The organism is Rhizobium vallis, assembly GCF_003985155.1.
GTDB lineage: Bacteria > Pseudomonadota > Alphaproteobacteria > Rhizobiales > Rhizobiaceae > Rhizobium > Rhizobium vallis.
In genome coordinates this window covers 76813-93614 of the sequence record NZ_ML133698.1, presented here as the reverse complement: position 1 = coordinate 93614, position 16802 = coordinate 76813, and the positions used below count along the sequence as shown (strand labels likewise).

General features: G+C 60.2%; 12 protein-coding genes. 5 read left to right on the top strand and 7 right to left on the bottom strand.

Features of this window, described 5'->3' with window-relative positions:
• Nucleotides 1-203 precede the first annotated feature (203 nt).
• Together EFQ99_RS28545 and EFQ99_RS28540 are read right to left on the bottom strand one after the other, a co-directional pair.
• Nucleotides 204-827 (bottom strand): response regulator transcription factor, encoded by a 624-nt coding sequence (locus EFQ99_RS28545; protein WP_126924512.1) that lies wholly within the window; start codon nt 825-827, stop codon nt 204-206.
• Nucleotides 817-2727, bottom strand: coding sequence for a PAS domain-containing sensor histidine kinase (locus tag EFQ99_RS28540; RefSeq protein WP_126924511.1), 1911 nt, complete (start codon nt 2725-2727; stop codon nt 817-819). The genes EFQ99_RS28545 and EFQ99_RS28540 overlap by 11 nt, the downstream gene beginning before the upstream one ends.
• 303 nt (nt 2728-3030) lie before the next feature.
• Here EFQ99_RS28540 and EFQ99_RS28535 point away from each other — a divergent pair, with 303 nt between their 5' ends.
• The 4 genes from EFQ99_RS28535 to EFQ99_RS28515 all read left to right on the top strand — a co-directional run bounded on the left by EFQ99_RS28535 (nt 3031) and on the right by EFQ99_RS28515 (nt 7794).
• Complete coding sequence (locus EFQ99_RS28535; protein ID WP_126924510.1) at nt 3031-4005, top strand: alpha/beta fold hydrolase; 975 nt, start codon at nt 3031-3033, stop codon at nt 4003-4005.
• Nucleotides 4006-4104: 99 nt separating this feature from the next.
• On the top strand, nt 4105-4731 hold the full coding sequence (locus EFQ99_RS28530) for a pyridoxamine 5'-phosphate oxidase family protein (protein ID WP_126924509.1): 627 nt from the start codon (nt 4105-4107) through the stop codon (nt 4729-4731).
• A gap of 100 nt (nt 4732-4831) precedes the next feature.
• Entirely contained in the window at nt 4832-5650 is an 819-nt protein-coding gene (locus EFQ99_RS28520) for a GNAT family N-acetyltransferase (RefSeq protein ID WP_126924508.1), read from the top strand.
• 260 nt (nt 5651-5910) lie between these two features.
• On the top strand, nt 5911-7794 hold the full coding sequence (locus tag EFQ99_RS28515; RefSeq protein WP_126924507.1) for a HAMP domain-containing methyl-accepting chemotaxis protein: 1884 nt from the start codon (nt 5911-5913) through the stop codon (nt 7792-7794).
• Between the two features lie 74 nt (nt 7795-7868).
• Here EFQ99_RS28515 and EFQ99_RS28510 read toward each other — a convergent pair whose 3' ends face one another.
• The 5 genes from EFQ99_RS28510 to EFQ99_RS28490 form a co-directional block, all read right to left on the bottom strand.
• Nucleotides 7869-9320: an NCS1 family nucleobase:cation symporter-1 gene (locus EFQ99_RS28510; protein ID WP_126924506.1), complete on the bottom strand. Its 1452-nt coding sequence runs from the start codon at nt 9318-9320 to the stop codon at nt 7869-7871.
• Nucleotides 9321-9433: 113 nt separating this feature from the next.
• Entirely contained in the window at nt 9434-10588 is a 1155-nt protein-coding gene (locus tag EFQ99_RS28505) for an alpha/beta hydrolase (protein WP_126924505.1), read from the bottom strand.
• A gap of 134 nt (nt 10589-10722) precedes the next feature.
• Nucleotides 10723-13794 carry an efflux RND transporter permease subunit gene (locus EFQ99_RS28500; RefSeq protein ID WP_126924504.1) on the bottom strand — a complete coding sequence of 1024 codons (3072 nt, stop codon included), beginning with the start codon at nt 13792-13794 and terminating at the stop codon, nt 10723-10725.
• Entirely contained in the window at nt 13791-14876 is a 1086-nt protein-coding gene (locus EFQ99_RS28495; protein ID WP_126924503.1) for an efflux RND transporter periplasmic adaptor subunit, read from the bottom strand. Before EFQ99_RS28495 ends, EFQ99_RS28500 begins: the two co-directional genes overlap by 4 nt.
• Nucleotides 14873-15946, bottom strand: a complete 1074-nt coding sequence (locus EFQ99_RS28490) for an efflux RND transporter periplasmic adaptor subunit (protein ID WP_126924502.1) — start codon at nt 15944-15946, stop codon at nt 14873-14875. Before EFQ99_RS28490 ends, EFQ99_RS28495 begins: the two co-directional genes overlap by 4 nt.
• Before the next feature lie 111 nt (nt 15947-16057).
• On the opposite strand from EFQ99_RS28490, the gene EFQ99_RS28485 reads away from it, so the two are divergent.
• The gene (locus EFQ99_RS28485; protein ID WP_126924501.1) at nt 16058-16690 is read left to right on the top strand and encodes a TetR/AcrR family transcriptional regulator; all 633 of its coding nucleotides are present in this window, start codon (nt 16058-16060) and stop codon (nt 16688-16690) included.
• Nucleotides 16691-16802 lie beyond the last annotated feature (112 nt).

Below are 16802 nucleotides of genomic sequence, written 5' to 3'. Positions count from 1 at the left end.
AGACGAACAACAGCCGATGACTCGCGGGCACACCCAGTCAGGTCCATCTTGCAGAACCGTCGCGTGAGCAATGAGCCGGCGGAATGTTGCGATTGGGCCAACTGCGCATACGAGGGGAAATTGTGCAGTTGACGGGAGCAGCAGCTGAGACCCGTAGGTTGGCGTCACACCCACAGTTGAAGGATCCGCACCGATGGCTGCTCTCAATCACCCAAAATGCTGGCAATTCTCACCAAGTCGGCGACTGATAATGCGTGCATTTTCCGCATCATGTGGCCGCGGTGAAGCTTCACGGTGGCCTCTGCGAGCTGAACCTCAGCAGCAATCTGCTTGTTCAGCTTTCCGGCGACAACAAATGCCATGATCTGCCGCTCACGCTCGGTAAGTTTGGAATACCTTTGGCGTAATGCAGCAGTTTGGTTAGCCTCTTCGCGTCGAGCATTATCACTTGCCAAAGCACGGTTTACCGCTTCAAGCAGGTCCTGCTCGCGCACCGGTTTGGTAAGGACATCAATGGCCCCGGCTTTCATTGCGCGAACAGCCATACTGACATCGACATGAGCGCTGATCAACACCACCGACCTTGGATGCCGCCCTTTCGCCAGAGCCTCCTGAAACTCCAGTCCACTCTGGCCTGGCAGCCGAATATCCAGAACGATACAACCTGCACGGTGCGGATCATCCGCAGCAAGGAACTCCGGCACCGACCCATGGGTTTCAGTGGCAAGCCCTACGGATTCGAACAGTCCTCTCAAAGCCTCCCGGACACTTTCGTCGTCATCTATAACGATGACGGTCGGCGGAGCTCTTTTGCGATCATCGATCATGGTCGGCTGTGACCTCCGTCATTGGCAGTGTAAACGTGAACACGGTACCAGCTTGGCTGTCTGCCGCCGAAGCCCAAATCCTGCCGCCATGGGCTTCGACGATTGAGCGACATATCGAAAGTCCCATCCCGATGCCGTCGGCCTTTGTGCTGTAGAACGCGTCGAAAACTCGGTCAAATTCGCCGGGCGGAATGCCGCGCCCAGAATCCGAGACACTCACTTTCACGAATGGCTCCCCGTCCTTGGTGCACCTGATGCTGATCCGTCTTTCGCTCGAAGAAGCGTCCATCGCTTCGGCGCTATTCATGACCAGGTTCAGAACAACCTGTTGCAGCTGGGTTCGATCCCCGATGAGCTCCAGAGGTCCTTTTGGAAGATCGAGACCGAGTTCGATATCTCGGTGGTGGAGTTCCCCCCTCAAAAGATCCAATACATCACCCAGGGCGCCCTTTAAGTCAGTTTGCTCCATCCGGGCCGGTGACTTCTGAGCCATTGCTCTGATGCTCGCGATGATGTCGCCGGCGCGATGCCCATCCTTGACGATCCTCTCGGCCGCGAGCCGCGCCTGGTCGATATCGGTATGTCCCGGTTGCAGCCAGCGCAGGCACGTGCCGGCATTTGTAACGATTGCCATCAGCGGCTGGTTAACCTCATGGGCGATCGATACCGCAAGTTCACCCGTGGCCGTCATTCGCGTCACATGCGCCAGATCACTCTGGCTTTGTCGCAAGGACTCTTCCGCTCGTTTCCGATCCTCGATATCAACGACAACACCGTACCATCTCACGACATTTCCATCCGAATCCAGAAGGGGGTTTTGTCGAAGGTTGAACCAGCGATATTGCCCGTCTGCGCGTCTGATGCGGGCGTCTACCGGACGACTTTTTTTCGAGGCCACCATATCGTCCCAGGCCACACGCATCGGCTCCACATCATCCGGGTGAAACATCTGATAAAAGCCGAAACCCACGATTTCATCGACAGGTAAACCAACATAATCAATCAAATTCTGATTGAAGTATTCAAGCCGGCCATCCGAAGTGCAGGACCAAGCCATCGCGGGTATCGTGTTGATGATAAGATTGAGCTTGTGTTCACTCTCCCTCAGTGCGGCCGCGCTTTCTCGAAGAGCATTCTCCGCCGATTGCAGATCCTCTATGTCGATATTGCAGCCGAACCAACGCACAACGCCATTCGCATCGATCAGCTTGCGGCCTGAGAAGTAGAACCAGCGGTAGTTGCCGTCTGCTCCGCGAATACGCCCCTTCAGAGCAGTCTGGTCGGAATGCTCGAGATCTCTCTTCCAGATGTCGACCATCCCCGGAAGATCGTCTGGATGGTAAAGGTCCAGGAAACCCCATTCGAGGATTTGGTCGGCCGGACGACCGGCATAGTCCAACCAGCTTTGATTGACGAAATCGGCGCTACCATCCGGCCGCGCTGACCAAACGAGGACAGGCAACGAATTGATGATGAGGCTCAGGTTCTCTTCGCTGGCCGCAAGTGCAGTCTTCGTCTCTTTCAGTGCGTTTTCGGCCTGTTTGCGGTCTTCGATGTCCAGGACCACGCCATACCATCTCACGACATTGCCGTCGGCATCGAGCCGCGGCTTTTGTCGAAGCGTGCACCATCGATATTGGCCGTCCGCCCGCCTGAGCCTGCCCACGACCTCTCTGGCCTTCTTCGAGGCCATGATGTCGTGCCATTCCGAAGCGAGGTGTGATGTGTCGTCGGGGTGAAAGAGCTTGTAGAATCCCACTCCGGAGATCTCCTCAAGCGGCGCCCCGATAAACTCGAGAAAGTGCTGGTTGGCGAAATCCAGCAAGCCATCGGATGCCGCGGACCACACCATGGCGGGGATCAGATCGATGATGGGATCGGTTTCCGGCTCTCTATCCACAACACTCTCCGTTCGGAACTTGTGACGCTCCGGCAACCGCGTTCAACAGCAATACGCATCGGCAAGCCTCCGGGAGGCCGAAGGAAATAGTTACGGGATTTCTGTGAGTTAGGTAAGGAGAAATCGATATACCAAGGTCTACGCCGGCAATGCCATCGTCTAGTTGCACGTGACTTAGATCTCAATTGAGAGCGATCGCCAACCGGCTTACTCCTGGTAGCAGTTTCCGCCAAATCGGCACGGCCTGCAAAGCAGCCCCGTTTGAAAGCAACTTTCATTTTGTTTCGATCATTGGAGATCATCATGCGTAGTTTGATCATATGCCTGATGTTGGCGACCGCCAGCATGACTCCCGCGACAGCTGTCAGCGCGCTTGCCGCGCAAGCCACACCGGAAGACCACAAAGCTCCGGTTCCCATCCACTACCGAACCGCAAAAATCGAGGGCCTCGATATCTTCTACCGGGAAGCCGGTCCGGCCGAGGCTCCTGTGGTACTGCTGCTCCATGGCTTTCCGACGTCCTCCCACATGTTCCGGAATCTGATTCCGCTCCTTGCAGACCGGTACCACGTCATTGCGCCGGACTATCCGGGTTACGGACAAAGTGCATCTCCCGACCGCAGCAACTTTGCCTATACGTTTGGCGGGGTCGCCAACATCGTCGACAAGTTGCTGGATCATCTGGCGGTCAAAAGCTACGCAATGTACGTCATGGATTACGGCGCGCCCGTCGGCTACCGTCTGGCGCTGAAACATCCGGAACGGGTCAGCGGTCTGATCATCCAGAACGGCAACGCCTATGAGGAAGGGCTGAAGGAGTTTTGGGATCCGATCAAGACCTACTGGTCCGACGGATCAGACAAGAGCCGTGAGGCGCTTTCCGGCCTCGTCACCCTTGAAACGACCAAATTCCAGTATACCGACGGCATGGAAGACGTGTCGCGCATCAGCCCCGACAACTGGGTTCATGACCAGGCTCTCCTGGACCGCCCGGGCAACAAGGACATACAGCTCGATATGTTGTATGACTACCGCACCAATGTGCCGCTCTACCCTGAATTTCAAAGATTTTTTCGTGAGCGGAAACCGCCCACGCTGATCGTCTGGGGCAAGAACGATTTTATCTTTCCTGAGGCCGGTGCTCACCCTTATCTCAAGGACCTTCCGAATGCCGAGATTCATATCCTGAACTCGGGTCATTTCCTGCTCGAAGAAAAGCTTGATGTCGCAGCTCCACTCATCAACGATTTTCTTGATCGCAACGTCGCAAAGAAATGATCATCATGCATGGTCGTCGGCGGTGCAACCGAAGTTCCGCCAAGCCAAGGTCGCACCGCTGCACGACAAGACGAACATTCCGGATTTTGGAGATCACCCATGCCGTACAACTTTTTGGAAGTTGCAATCACTCCGAATGTGCGGCTGGCACAGGCCGAGATGGGTGCGGATCAGATCTGGTTGGGTGATCACCATCGCGAGTCCGACAGTTTCACCGAGAACGAGCTTGCCTTCATTGCTGCACGAGACAGCTTCTACATTGCATCTGTGTCGGAAACCGGGTGGCCTTATGTGCAGCATCGCGGTGGGCCACCGGGCTTTTTGAAACCCGTTGACAGGAAAACCCTGGCCTTCGCCGACTACAGGGGGAACCGCCAATACATCAGCACCGGAAACTTTGCCGCAAATGACCGGGCCTGTCTTTTTCTGGTGGATTACCCCCGGAGAGCGCGCCTCAAGATCTATATGCACGTCGAGAAGCTGACACTCGATGCCGACCCGGCCCTGACTGACCTGGTGTTCGACGCCGGCTACCGAGCAAAGGCGGAACGGATTTTCCGGCTCAGGCTGGAGGCGTTCGATTGGAATTGCCCTCAGCATATCACGCCACGCTATACCGAAGCCGAAATCGAGAAGGCGGTAACACCGTTGCGTGACCGCTTGGCGCAGCTGGAAGCGGAGAATGCAGAATTGCGTGCCCGGCTCGGGGCGCTTAGGGAACAATGATGGACACGACGAGGCCGCCTCTGCCAGCTTTTTCGATCGCCTCCGCCACGGAAAGGGTGCGTCTTGCCTGGGATAGCGAAGATAATTGAAGGACAGTGCTATGGATCGCTCGCCAGCATCGCGCCCAGCCGTGCCTGAAGAGGATATCATCGAAGCGAAAGCATTTATCGATCTGTTCATGATCGCGCCTCAGACGCTCGTAGACCAAACTGGGTTTGCCTGCATGCAATTGGGTACAGGTTGCGCGATATCGCTGCCCAGTGCGCCCGCCATTGGCCTAAATCGTATCCTCGGCATTGCAGCACTCGATGACCTCGACACAGCCTACGAGTGGATGAGCAAAAGGGTGGGCCGTCGTTACTTGCAAATGAGCGCCGCAATCACACCTCAACAGAAAGGGGATTGGATCAGGGAACACGGTCTTCTTGCCGAGGGCAATGGATGGGCAAAACTGCGAAGAGCGGCTCCTCGTACGCCGCTTACTCACGCCGGAGAAGTTATCACTCGACAGGTCAATGGCGACGAAGCCGACACGTTCGGCTCAATGATGTGCGCCGGATTTGGCTTTCCAACCAACCTGATACCACTTTGGTCAGCGATCGTCGGGAAGGACGGTTGGACATGCTTTTTCGCTGAGTTGGAAGGCAGGCCGATTGCGACAGGCGCCATGTACGCGTCAGGCGGCTATGCTTGGCTCGGTGGTGGCGCGACGGTTCCCGAGTTTCGCAATCGCGGAGCACAGAAGGCACTGATTGCCGCGCGTCTGAACGAGGGTGCCGTTCAGGGCGTGCGGACATTCGTCGTCGAAACCGCCCAGCCGTCAGCCGGTGAGCCAAATATCTCTCACGCCAATCTCATCGCGCACGGTTTCGAGCAGATTTATACGAGGATGAACTACCGGTTTCCGGATGGATCATAGGCGACGTCTGGCACCTCGGGCCCGCGACCCAAGTCGTTGCGTTCTTTCCAGTTGTCGCACTTGCCGGATGAGCGTATCGGCGACGATGCATCGATAGACGTTTTCATGCGCTATCGGGATATTCATTCGTGATAAGGCTCAGGGTTTGCCGGGAAGGTGGTAACCGGCAGTTCACATCTTGCGCAAATCGTTAAATTTTTTTTGTTAGAAATCTCCTCATCAATCCGGTCTCAAACCGGCAATTCGATTGAGGGCTTTCCATGCGCCGTCCAAACATCAAATCGAGTTTGTTGTTGATTTTCAGCGGCATAGCTCTTCTTTTCGGCCTTGTCGCCTATCTCGCGGTCGACGGCCTTCGCAATACCAATGGTTCGACGGAAGAAATCGCGACCCGCTGGCTGCCAAGCGTCCAGGCTTCCCAGACAATCAATCTCAGCATGACGAATTTGCGCCTTGCCTACCGCGATCACATCATCGCGCAGACGGAGGCCGAGAAGAAGACGCGCGAAGAGGCCATCGCCGTTGCCGAGAGCACGATCCGAAAATCGGTCGACGCCTATCTTCCGCTGATCTCTTCCGAGCGGGAGCGCGAGCTGCTCAAGACGATCAAGGAAAGCGTCGAAGGCTACATCGCCAGCAGCGCCCAACTGCTCGTCCTTTCCCGCGCCAACAAGACCGAGGAAGCCGGGAAGTATCTGGGCGGAGAGATGAAGTCCTATTCCGACAAGCTCAAGGAAGCCACGGCGACCCTGGTCGAATTGAATGTCAGCGGCAGCAATCAGGCGGCCGAACTCAGCAAGACGGTCTTCGCCTCTGTAGAATTCTATCTGCTTGCCGCGATCGGCTTTGCAGGATTGCTCGTTCTCGGCGCGGTGTTCTTCGTGCTGACCGGCATCGCCAATCCGATCATCGGCATCACCGCCTCGATGCGGCGGCTCGCCGAAGGCGACACCGCTTCGGAAATTCCGTTTGCCGGCCGCGCCGACGAGATCGGATCGATGGCGGCAGCGGTGGAGATCTTCCGCCAGGCTGCCATCACCAACAAGCGCATGGCAATGGAAGCCGATGAAAGCCGCCACCGCGCGGAGGCCGACCGCATTGCCGCCCAGAACCAGGCGGAAGCCGACGCCTCTGAGCGGCTGCGCATCGCCACCTCGGGGCTTGCGACCGGTCTGAAGCGACTGGCATCAGGCGATCTCGCCTTCCAGATCAACGAGACTTTTGCACCTGATTTCGAGGCATTGCGCCACGACTTCAACCAGTCCGTCACCCAGCTCGGGGCAACGCTGAGGGCGATTTCCGAAAGCATCGGCACGATCGACGAAGGCACGCGGGAAATCTCCTCCGGCGCAAGCGACCTTTCCAAGCGCACCGAACAGCAGGCCGCCTCGCTTGAAGAAACCGCCGCCGCATTGGAAGAGATTACCGCGAACGTCTCCAACTCCACCAAGCGGACCGAGGAGACGCGCAAGGTCGCAACCGAAGCAAATCACAGCGCCGTCATTTCAGCGGACGTCGTTTCCCACGCCGAGGAGGCGATGGGACGCATCGAGACCTCGTCGCAGCAGATTTCCAACATCATCAGCGTCATCGACGAGATCGCCTTCCAGACCAATCTGCTGGCGCTCAATGCCGGCGTCGAAGCGGCGAGAGCCGGCGAAGCCGGCAAGGGTTTTGCCGTCGTCGCCCAGGAAGTGCGCGAGCTCGCCCAGCGCTCGGCAAGTGCTGCCAAGGAAATCAAGGGCCTGATCCAGAATTCCTCGAAGGAAGTGGAAAGCGGCGTCAAGCTCGTGCGCGATACCGGCCAGGCGCTCAAGACCATCGGCGGCTTCATCACGCAGATCAACCAGCACATGGATTCGATCGCAACCTCGGCGAAGGAGCAATCGATCGGCCTCAGTGAAGTCAACGGCGCCGTCAACCGGATGGATCAGTCCACGCAGCAGAACGCCCACATGGTGCAGCAATCGACGGCGGCATCCGACTCGTTGGCGCAGGAAGCCCAGAAGCTTCGCGAACTCGTCACCCAGTTCAGGCTCGACGATGCGGGCTTTAGCCAATCGGCAGCCCTTCGCTCGACGGCAAGATCGATGGCTGAGCCGGCAGGCCGCACAGCCATCCATGCGGTTGCTGCGCGCCGCTGAACGGCCGCCTGCGCCAACCCAGCTCATGCAAACCGATATGAAGGCGCCCGGCAATGCCGGGCGCCTCTCCTTTGTCAGGACGCGAAGGCCGGATTGCGCCGCGCGCCCATTCTCAGCACGAAATAGATCGCCCCGCCGATCCCGACGCCGAAGAACCAGCCGTACGTGCCCCACCAGGCCGGCAGGATCGAGGTGAAGGTCGGCAGGATCGAGGAGAAGAGCGCGCCCACCGCAAATGCGATGAAGGCGCTGCCGTGCCATCCGTTCTGGAAGCGGAACTCGCCGTTCTCATGGTAGAGCGCCTCGACGTTCAACTGGCTCTTCCGGATGAGATAGTAATCCACCATCATGATGCCGAAGATCGGCCCCATCGTCGACCCGATGAAGTTGACGAAATGCGCCGCACCCGTCTCCCAGGGAGCAAACGGATAGAGCACGAGGGCGATCAATGCGGCGATATATCCGCCGCGTTTGAAATTGATCTGGCGCGGGAAGACATTGGCGAAGTCGAAGGCCGGCGACACGAAGTTCGCCACGACGTTGATGCCGAGCGTTGCGATCGCGAATGTCAGTGCCGCAAGCAGCGCCAGGAACCAGCTATCGAATTTCGCCGATATCATTTCGGGATGCAGCAGGACCTCGCCGTAGACCGTGAAGGCGGCCGTGGTGGTGACGCCTGCGACGAGGCAGAAGGCGAGCAGGTTGATCGGCAGGCCCCAGAGATTGCCTTTGCGCAGCGCCTTCTCGCTCGTCGCGTAACGTGAGAAGTCGCAGAAGTTCAGGTAGAGCGCAGCGAAATAGGTGATCCAGGTGGCGGCGACGGCAGCAAGGGCTGCAAAGGAGCCGGGCTCGCCCGGCACGCCGGCGTCCTTTGTCTTTTCGATCAGCACGTCGCGCGGGATCTCGGAACCGAAGGAGAAGGTGCCTGATTTGACGACCAGATAGACCGCAAGGATCAGCATCATGATCCAGACGGCGGGACCTGCCCAATCCTGGAATTTCCGGACCGTTTCCATGCCGCGCTGGATGATCAGCAGCTGCAGCGCCCAGACGATGACATAGCAGATGACCTCCAGCGTCGAATGACCGAGCAGATGGCTGTTCTGATGGAAGGCGAGAAGACTCTCGTTTCGGATCAGCAGCGCGACGATGGCGCCGGATGCGGCTGCCGTCTGCGCCCCGTACCAGAAGCAGGCGACCACAGCACGGACGAGTGCGGGGACATTGGCGCCGAACGTGCCGAAGGAGGCGCGCGCCAGAACCGGAAAGGGCACGCCCGTGCGCACGCCTGCATTGCCGACCAGACTCATCAGCAGGAAGATGACGAGAGAGCCGATGCCGATGGCGATGACGAAGTTCACGAAACTGCCGCAGAGCAGAAACAGGCTCGCCGCCAGATAATAGCCCCACAGGCTGTGGACGTCAGACGTCCAGACGTTGAAGATGCTGAATGCGCCCCATTTGCGCTCCTCGGCGGGTGCAAGATCCTCGTTATACAACGAGGGAGACGGATTTTTTACGCTCATGAATGCCCTCCCATGTCCCCTGAGGCCGACTCGGCCACAGAGAAAATTTTGCTCCTCATTTAGGCATCTGACAATTTAATAGTCACATTATGCACATGCTCTTTTGAGGGCGGCTATTGCCCACCGACGACGCGCCCGGCCAGACGGAACGGGCTTGCGATGGCGGCACCGGCGGCATCGAAGACGAAGGCGCCGACATCTCCAGCGCTGGCACGCTTGCCATTTTCGAAGCTGGCAAACTGCGCGCTGAATTTCGCGAGCGATGCAAAACGGTCGTGCCCCAATCCATCGGACGTCTGAATCGACGTGATGTCGATGACCCGAAGCCGTTCCTTCAACGCGGCCTCGCGAATGACGGGATCGTCGATATCGAGGCGGCCGACACGCGCCCGCTCCCCGGCGATGAAGCTCGAAGCCCCGAGCGCCCGGTCGTCCTTGGAAACGAGAAGGGAGATCGGGATCGGCATCTGGCCGATATCCGCCAGCTGGGAACGGAAGACATCGATGTCGATATCGGGCGCGGCAAGCACCACAGCCAGCTTGCCGACGACGTCGTCGCGGTGCTGCAGCTTGAGCTGGCGCACCGTCTCCATCACCAGGAACCCGCCCATGCTGTGCCCGAACAGGACGATGCGCTTCACCTTGCCGGATGCCGAGAGCGATGTAACGAGGGAATTGAGCTCGCTGCGAGAGGAAAGTGCGGCATCGCGGTCGGCGACATAGCCGGCGACGGATGCGGCCGAGGGCCAGGAAAACAGGATTGGGGCGCCCGGTATTTTGGCGTCCGCGGCGATCTGGGCGGTGCGATAGAGCGCCTCCTGATAGCTGTAGTTATAGCCATGCACGAAGATGCCGATCGTGCCGTCAGACTGCACGGAGGCGAGCGCCTGCTGCACGAAAGCCTCCTTCGGCAGCTGCTTGCGATCGACGACGGCATATTGCCGTTCCGGATCCGGCTTCGCCGTCGGATATGTGATGGCGGTGTCCTTCCTGCCGGGAGGGACCGAAAAGGCGTATTCCTCATAGGTCAGGTTCTCGGCCCATGTGCTGCCGAAGCCGCCCCGCACGCTGTCGGGGGTTCGGTTGGTCGCAGCCAGTACGCTCACCCGATCCGGGGCCGCTTCGGAACGAACCGGCTCGCTCAAATGAACGGGCTTCAGGACTTCAGGCGATGGTCTCGTGGCGCAGCCCGCCGGCATCGCCAGGCCGATCACGACAATGACAGTCGGTACTGCCTTCAGCAGCCGTCGGGGATACTCTTTCGTCATCGATCCGTTCCGCTGGAAACCAAAGTCTATCCGGTGTGGGATGGCATCGCCTTCGCCATCCCACCATTTTGTCCCGGCCCGTGTTGCAGCGGCCGCCACGGCGGCCGTAGGCGATGGCCGGGAAAGCCCGTTCCTCACGCCTCTGCCGCGGCCTCGGTACGAACGCCTTCATCCCTCGGAATTCTGAACCACGCGACGTAGAGTGCCGGCAGGAACAGCAGGGTAAGCGCGGTTCCGACAACGATGCCGCCCATCATGGCGTAAGCCATCGGACCCCAGAAGATCTCGCGCGAGATCGGGATCAGCGCCAGCGTGGCGGCGGCCGCCGTCAGCATGATCGGCCGCATACGGTGTTCGGTCGCCTCGATGACCGCCTGCCACGCCGCCATTCCTTCGGCGCGCAGATGCTCGATCTGAACGACCAGGATGACCGAGTTGCGGATCAGGATGCCGATCAGCGCCAGGATGCCGAGGATCGCGACGAAGCCCATGGGGGCATTGCTCAGCAGGAGGGCTGCGACCACACCGATGAGCGCCGTTGGCGCGACCGCGAAGACCAGGAAGAGGCGGCTGAAGCTCTGCAGCTGGATCATCAGGATCGTCGCCATAATAAAGAGCATCAGCGGCGCCACAGCGGCGATCGGCCCCTGAGCCTCTGCGCTGGATTCGACCGCGCCACCGATTTCCACCTTGTATCCGACAGGAAGGTTCTTCTGGAACTCCTCGACCTTCGGCTTCAGCTGGTCGACGATCGTTGCCGGCTGTGTCGAGCCGATGACGGCTGCCTTGAGCGTGATGGTGGGTTGCCGGTCACGCCGCCAGATCGTCGGCTGCTCGAGTTCGTAGCGGAAATTCGCCACGGCCGAGAGAGGCACGACCTTGCCGTTGGAGGTGGAGAGCTGCAAATTCTGCAGCGTCTGGACGGAGTCGCGCTCGGATGCGCTGGCCCGCCCGATGACGTTGACGAGGTAGATGTCGTCGCGGATCTGCGTCGCCGTGGAGCCTTCGACGATGCCGTTGAGCGCGGTTGCGATGTCCTCGGAGGAAACGCCGAGCTGGCGCGCCTTGTCCTGCAGGACATCGACCTTCACGACGCGCGACGGCTCGTTCCAATCCAGCACCATGTTCGACAGCAGCGGATGCGAACCGACGACGCCTGCAAATTGCTGGGAGATGTCGCGGACTTTCTGGATATCGGGGCCGCTGATCCGGTACTGGACCGGCTTGCCCACCGGCGGGCCGATGTCGAGAAGCTTCACGAAGGCGTCGGTGCCGGGGAAGGTTTTCGTCAGATAGTCCTGCAGTTCCGCCCGCACCTTGTCGCGCACGTCGAGCCCCTTGGTGACGATGATCGTCTGTCCGAAGGTGACATCGGGCGTCTGCACGTCGAAGGACAGGATGAAGCGCGGCGCGCCCTGGCCAACATAGGTCGTCCAGTGGTCGATATCCTTGTTGTCGGCCAGCATCTCCTTTTCGAACCTGGCCATCTGCCTGTTGGTCTCGGCGATCGAGCTGTTGTGGGGCAGGTTCCAGTCGATGACGAGCTCGGTTCTGTCCGAATTGGGGAAGAACTGCTGCTGCACCAGCCCCATGCCGCCGACCGAAAGGGTGAAGACGCCGATCGTCAGCACGATGGTGACCCAGCGCCAGCGCATCGCGAGCGTCAGAAGCCAAGAGAAGACGGAGGCGAAGCGTCCCTTCTTCTCGTGATGCGACTTCATCGTCTTCGGCAGGATGGTGACGCCGAGAAGCGGCGTGAAGAGCACCGCGACAATCCAGGAAACCACCAGCGAGACGGCGATGACCACGAAAAGCGTGAAGGTGAATTCGCCGGCCGCACTGCTATTGAGACCGACCGGGATGAAGCCCGCGACGGTGACGAGCGTTCCCGTCAGCATCGGAAAGGCTGTCGACGTATAGACGTGGGTGGCGGCTTTCCTCAGATCGTCGCCCGCCTCCAGGCGGGCCACCATCATCTCGACGGCGATCATGGCGTCGTCGACGAGCAGCCCGAGCGCGATGATCAGTGCGCCGAGCGAGATGCGCTGAAGCGAAATGCCGGAATATTCCATCACCACGAAGGTGATCGCCAGCACGAGGGGAATGGAGATCGCCACCACCATGCCGGCACGAAGACCGAGGCTGATGAAGCTGATGACGAGCACGATGACGATCGCTTCGAAGAGCGCGCGGGTAAAGCCCGAAACCGCTTCGTCGACGACGGCAGGCTGATCGGAGACGCGGTGAACATCCACGCCGATCGGAAGATCGGCAACGACCTGCTTCATCCGGGCGTCGAGCGCCTCGCCGAACTCCAGAAGGTTGGCGCCCTGCTTCATGCCGATCGCAAGCCCGATCGCGGGCTGGCCATCGTACCGGAACAGGGATGACGGCGGATCGACGTAGCCGCGCTTGATCGTGGCGACATCGCTTAGCGGGAAGAATCGATCGTTGATGCGAAGGTTGATCGACCTGAGGCTCTCCTCGGATGTGAACTGGCCGCTCACCCGCAATGCGATGCGCTCCGGCCCGGCATCGACGAAACCGGATTGCGTGACGGCATTCTGCGCCTGCAGGGTCTGGATGACCGACTGCTGGTCGATGCCGAGCGCTGCGATCTGGCGCGTGGAGAATTCGAGATAGATCGCCTCGTCCTGGGCGCCCATCACATCGACCTTGCCGACATTGGGCACGGTCAGGACCTCGGAGCGGGCGTTTTCGACGAGATCGCGAAGCTGCCGCTGGCTCAACCCGTCGCTGGTGAAGGCATAGATATTGCCGAATACGTCGCCGAAGCGGTCGTTGAAAAACGGACCGACGACCCCACTCGGGAAATCGCCCTTGATGTCGGCGATCATGTTGCGGATGCGCAGCCAGGTCGGCGCCACGTCTTTCGCCTTGGTCGTCGGCAGCAACTCGACGAAGACGGTCGTCTGGCCGGCAACGGTCTGGCTCTTGGTGTAGTCGAGCGATTCCAGCTCCTGAAGCTTCTTCTCGATCCTGTCGGTCACCTGCCGCGTCACCTCCTCGGCGGAGGCGCCGGGCCATTGGGCGGTGATCACCATCGTCTTGATGGTGAAGTTCGGGTCTTCCTCGCGGCCGAGATTCAGGTAGGAGAAAGTGCCGGCGAGAATGAAGACGATCATGAAGTACCAGACGAGCGAACGGTGTTCGAGCGCCCAGTCGGAGAGATTGAAGGACTTCACTGGCTGATCTCCTGGTCGATCCTGATGGCCTGGCCATCTTGAAGTTTATGCACGCCGGCCACGACCACCCTTTCTCCGGGGGTAAGCCCCTCGGTGACGCGGACAGTGCCGCCGCCATCGACGTCGCCGTCGATCTTGACGCGGCGGAGCGTCACTTTCCTGGCCGGCACATCGACGATCCAGACGCTCGGGCCGTCGGTGCGGGCAAGGATGGCGGAAGACGGCAGCACGATCTCGGGATCGGCGGCGATCGTTGCAGAGGCTGTTATGACCGAGCCGAGCCTGAAGGCTTCCGGCGGATCGGTGAGCGCGATCTTGGTCCTGCTCGTGCGGGTGGCGGTCTCCGCCTCCGGTGCGATCTCGCGCACGACGCCCGTCGTGCGGATCGAAGGTTCGAGCTGCAGCGTCACTTCGAAGGGGGCGCCGATCTTCAGTTTCTGGGCCGCAGCCTGGGGCACGTCGACCACGGCGTCGCGCTTGTCCGGCCGGGCAATGGTCACCACCGTCTGGCCGGCTGATACGACTTGGCCCACCTCGGCCGAAGTCGCGGTCACCACGCCGTCGAATTCGGCCTGAAGCTGCGCATAACCGAGCTGCTCCCTGGCCTTGTCGAGGTTGGCCTGCGCCTTGGCGACGGCGGCCGCAGCCGTGCGTCTGGCCTGCTCGGCCTCTTCGAGCGAGGCCTCGGTGCCGGAACGCGATTCCAGGAGCGCGCGCTGGCGCTGCTCCGTGGTCACCGCGTTCCTGAGCTGGGCGTCGCTGTTTTCCACATCGGACTGGGCGCTGCGCACCGCAAGCTCCAGCGCCAGCGGATCGATCGCCGCGACGACGTCACCCCGCTTGACGATATCCCCGACATTGACGTTGCGGGCGATCATCCGCCCGAGAATCCGGAAGCCGAGATCGGTCTCGATCATCGGTTCGATCGTCCCGGTCAGCCCGAGGCTGGTCGCCGGCGTCTGCTTGACTGTCGTCGAGAGCACCGGACGAGGCGCTTCCTCCTTGCTCTCCTCCTGCTTCGTGCAAGAGGAAATCAGGGCCGTCCCCATCATCAGTGCGATTATCTTCGGTCGAATACTCACTTGGAAGCTTCCTTGACATAAGACACGATTTCACCGGGCCGGAGGAACTTGGTCCCGTCGGTCACCACGACTTCCCCTGCCGACACGCCAGACTTGACGATGAAGCTGCCGGTCTCGTAGCCGGCGACGTCGATCGCCCTTGCTGAAACCGCTGATGATGCTGGATCGACGATCCAGACGGCGGGCTTGCCGTCCTTGGAGGTCATCGCAGACCAGGGAAGCTGGATGACATCCTGCGAGAGGTAGCGGAATCTCCCGACGACGGGAGCGCCGAGCGGAATGGGGTCGTCGCTCGATATCGCGACCTTGACCCTGATGGTTCCGGTGGAGGCGTCGATCGTCGGCGAAATCTCGCGAACCTTAGCCGTGATCTTCTGCGAGGGGTTCGACAGCAGGTTGACCGTACCGTCACCATCGATCGGGCGCAGGAACGCGCTTTCCACAACTTCGAAGACGGCATCCCGGTCGCCGTCATGGGCAAGGGTGAAGACGACCTGTGCCGCCTGCGCCACCTGCCCGACTTCGGCATTGCGGGCGGTGATCACGCCGTCGGCGTCCGCTTTGAGTTCTGTGTAGGACAGAGTGTCCTGGGCGGTTTCGAAGAGCGCCTGCGCCGACTTCGTCGAGGCTTGCGCAGTCAGCAGCGCCTCCTGTGCCTGGTCGAGTGCGGCGCGTGTCGTCACCTGGGTGCGAAACAGGCTCTGCTGGCGGTCATATGCAAGCTGCGCCTGGGTCTGCTGCGCTTCAGCCGATTGAAGATTGGCGGCCGCCACATCGAGGTCGGCCTTCTGCTCTTCCGGATCGATACGCGCGAGCAGCTGCCCCGCCTTGACGGACTGCCCGACCTCCACCAGCCGCTCGGTGATCTTGCCGCTGACGCGGAAGGACAGATCGGTCTGGACACGGGCGCGGACCTCTCCCGTGATCGCGCCGCCCTGAACCAGCGGCTCGGGCTTGGCGGCGACGGCGGCGACCTGCCGCGGGGTGGGCTCGGTCGGCCCGCCCGCATCGCTGCATGATCCCAGACCGACGGCGCATAGGATCGCTGTGGCGACCAGAATGGTTCTCATAGTTGACCTCTTGCTCTCAACGGCAGCTCCTATATAATTGACTGACGTATTAGTCAATGAAACTTTGTGCCGCAGGGATCGAGGGCGCGCACGACAACGGAGGCGAGAAAAATGGAAGCCCAAAAGAAGCTCACACGCGCGGAACAGAAGGCGCTGCGGCCCATCCAGATTCTCGATGCCGCCTTCGAGGAGTTCGTCAGATGCGGCTTCGCGGGCACGCGCGTCGAAGACATCGCCGACAGGGTCGGCGTCACCAAGGGCACGGTCTACGTTTATTTCGAGACCAAGGAAGCGCTTTTCGAAGCCATGATCAACCACTTCTCCGTGCCGTTTCAGCAGTTGCTGGCGATCACCGAGAGCCTCAGCGGCAGCGTCACCGAGAGGCTGACCTCAATTCTCGGCCTGCTCTACGACCAGATCGCCGAAGATCGCACGACCCGCGAACTGACGCGGCTCGTCATTGCGGAAGGACACCGGTTCCCCGACCTGATCGATCGCCACCACGATCAGTTCATTGAGCCTGTTACCGCCAAGGTCGACGCTCTTATTGTCGAAGGGGTCGCATCAGGGGAATTTCGCGAGGTTCCGGTGGAATTCTCCGACATCGTCGTCGCACCCATCCTGACGACGACGGTTCTGCGGCTGATATTCGATGATCGCCGCGTGCCCACACCCAACAAGGAGGCCTTCCTGCGGGTCTATTTCGACCTGCTGTTCAACGGCCTGCTCACCAAACCCCGCTGATCGTCAATGGCATCGAGCGCCGCCATCGCTCTCGGCGCAGCCGCCCGCCGATGAGCGATTTCCGCGCCATGGAGGTTTGGAAGGACGTTTTTAAGGAGGCCCAACATTTTTA

Coding starts and splice junctions, on each gene's coding strand:
- EFQ99_RS28485 (WP_126924501.1), top strand. CDS start 16,058: ATGGAAGCCCAAAAGAAGCTCACACGCGCGGAACAGAAGGCGCTGCGG.
- EFQ99_RS28520 (WP_126924508.1), top strand. CDS start 4,832: ATGGATCGCTCGCCAGCATCGCGCCCAGCCGTGCCTGAAGAGGATATC.
- EFQ99_RS28530 (WP_126924509.1), top strand. CDS start 4,105: ATGCCGTACAACTTTTTGGAAGTTGCAATCACTCCGAATGTGCGGCTG.
- EFQ99_RS28515 (WP_126924507.1), top strand. CDS start 5,911: ATGCGCCGTCCAAACATCAAATCGAGTTTGTTGTTGATTTTCAGCGGC.
- EFQ99_RS28535 (WP_126924510.1), top strand. CDS start 3,031: ATGCGTAGTTTGATCATATGCCTGATGTTGGCGACCGCCAGCATGACT.
- EFQ99_RS28505 (WP_126924505.1), bottom strand. CDS start 10,588: ATGACGAAAGAGTATCCCCGACGGCTGCTGAAGGCAGTACCGACTGTC.
- EFQ99_RS28490 (WP_126924502.1), bottom strand. CDS start 15,946: ATGAGAACCATTCTGGTCGCCACAGCGATCCTATGCGCCGTCGGTCTG.
- EFQ99_RS28545 (WP_126924512.1), bottom strand. CDS start 827: ATGATCGATGATCGCAAAAGAGCTCCGCCGACCGTCATCGTTATAGAT.
- EFQ99_RS28510 (WP_126924506.1), bottom strand. CDS start 9,320: ATGAGCGTAAAAAATCCGTCTCCCTCGTTGTATAACGAGGATCTTGCA.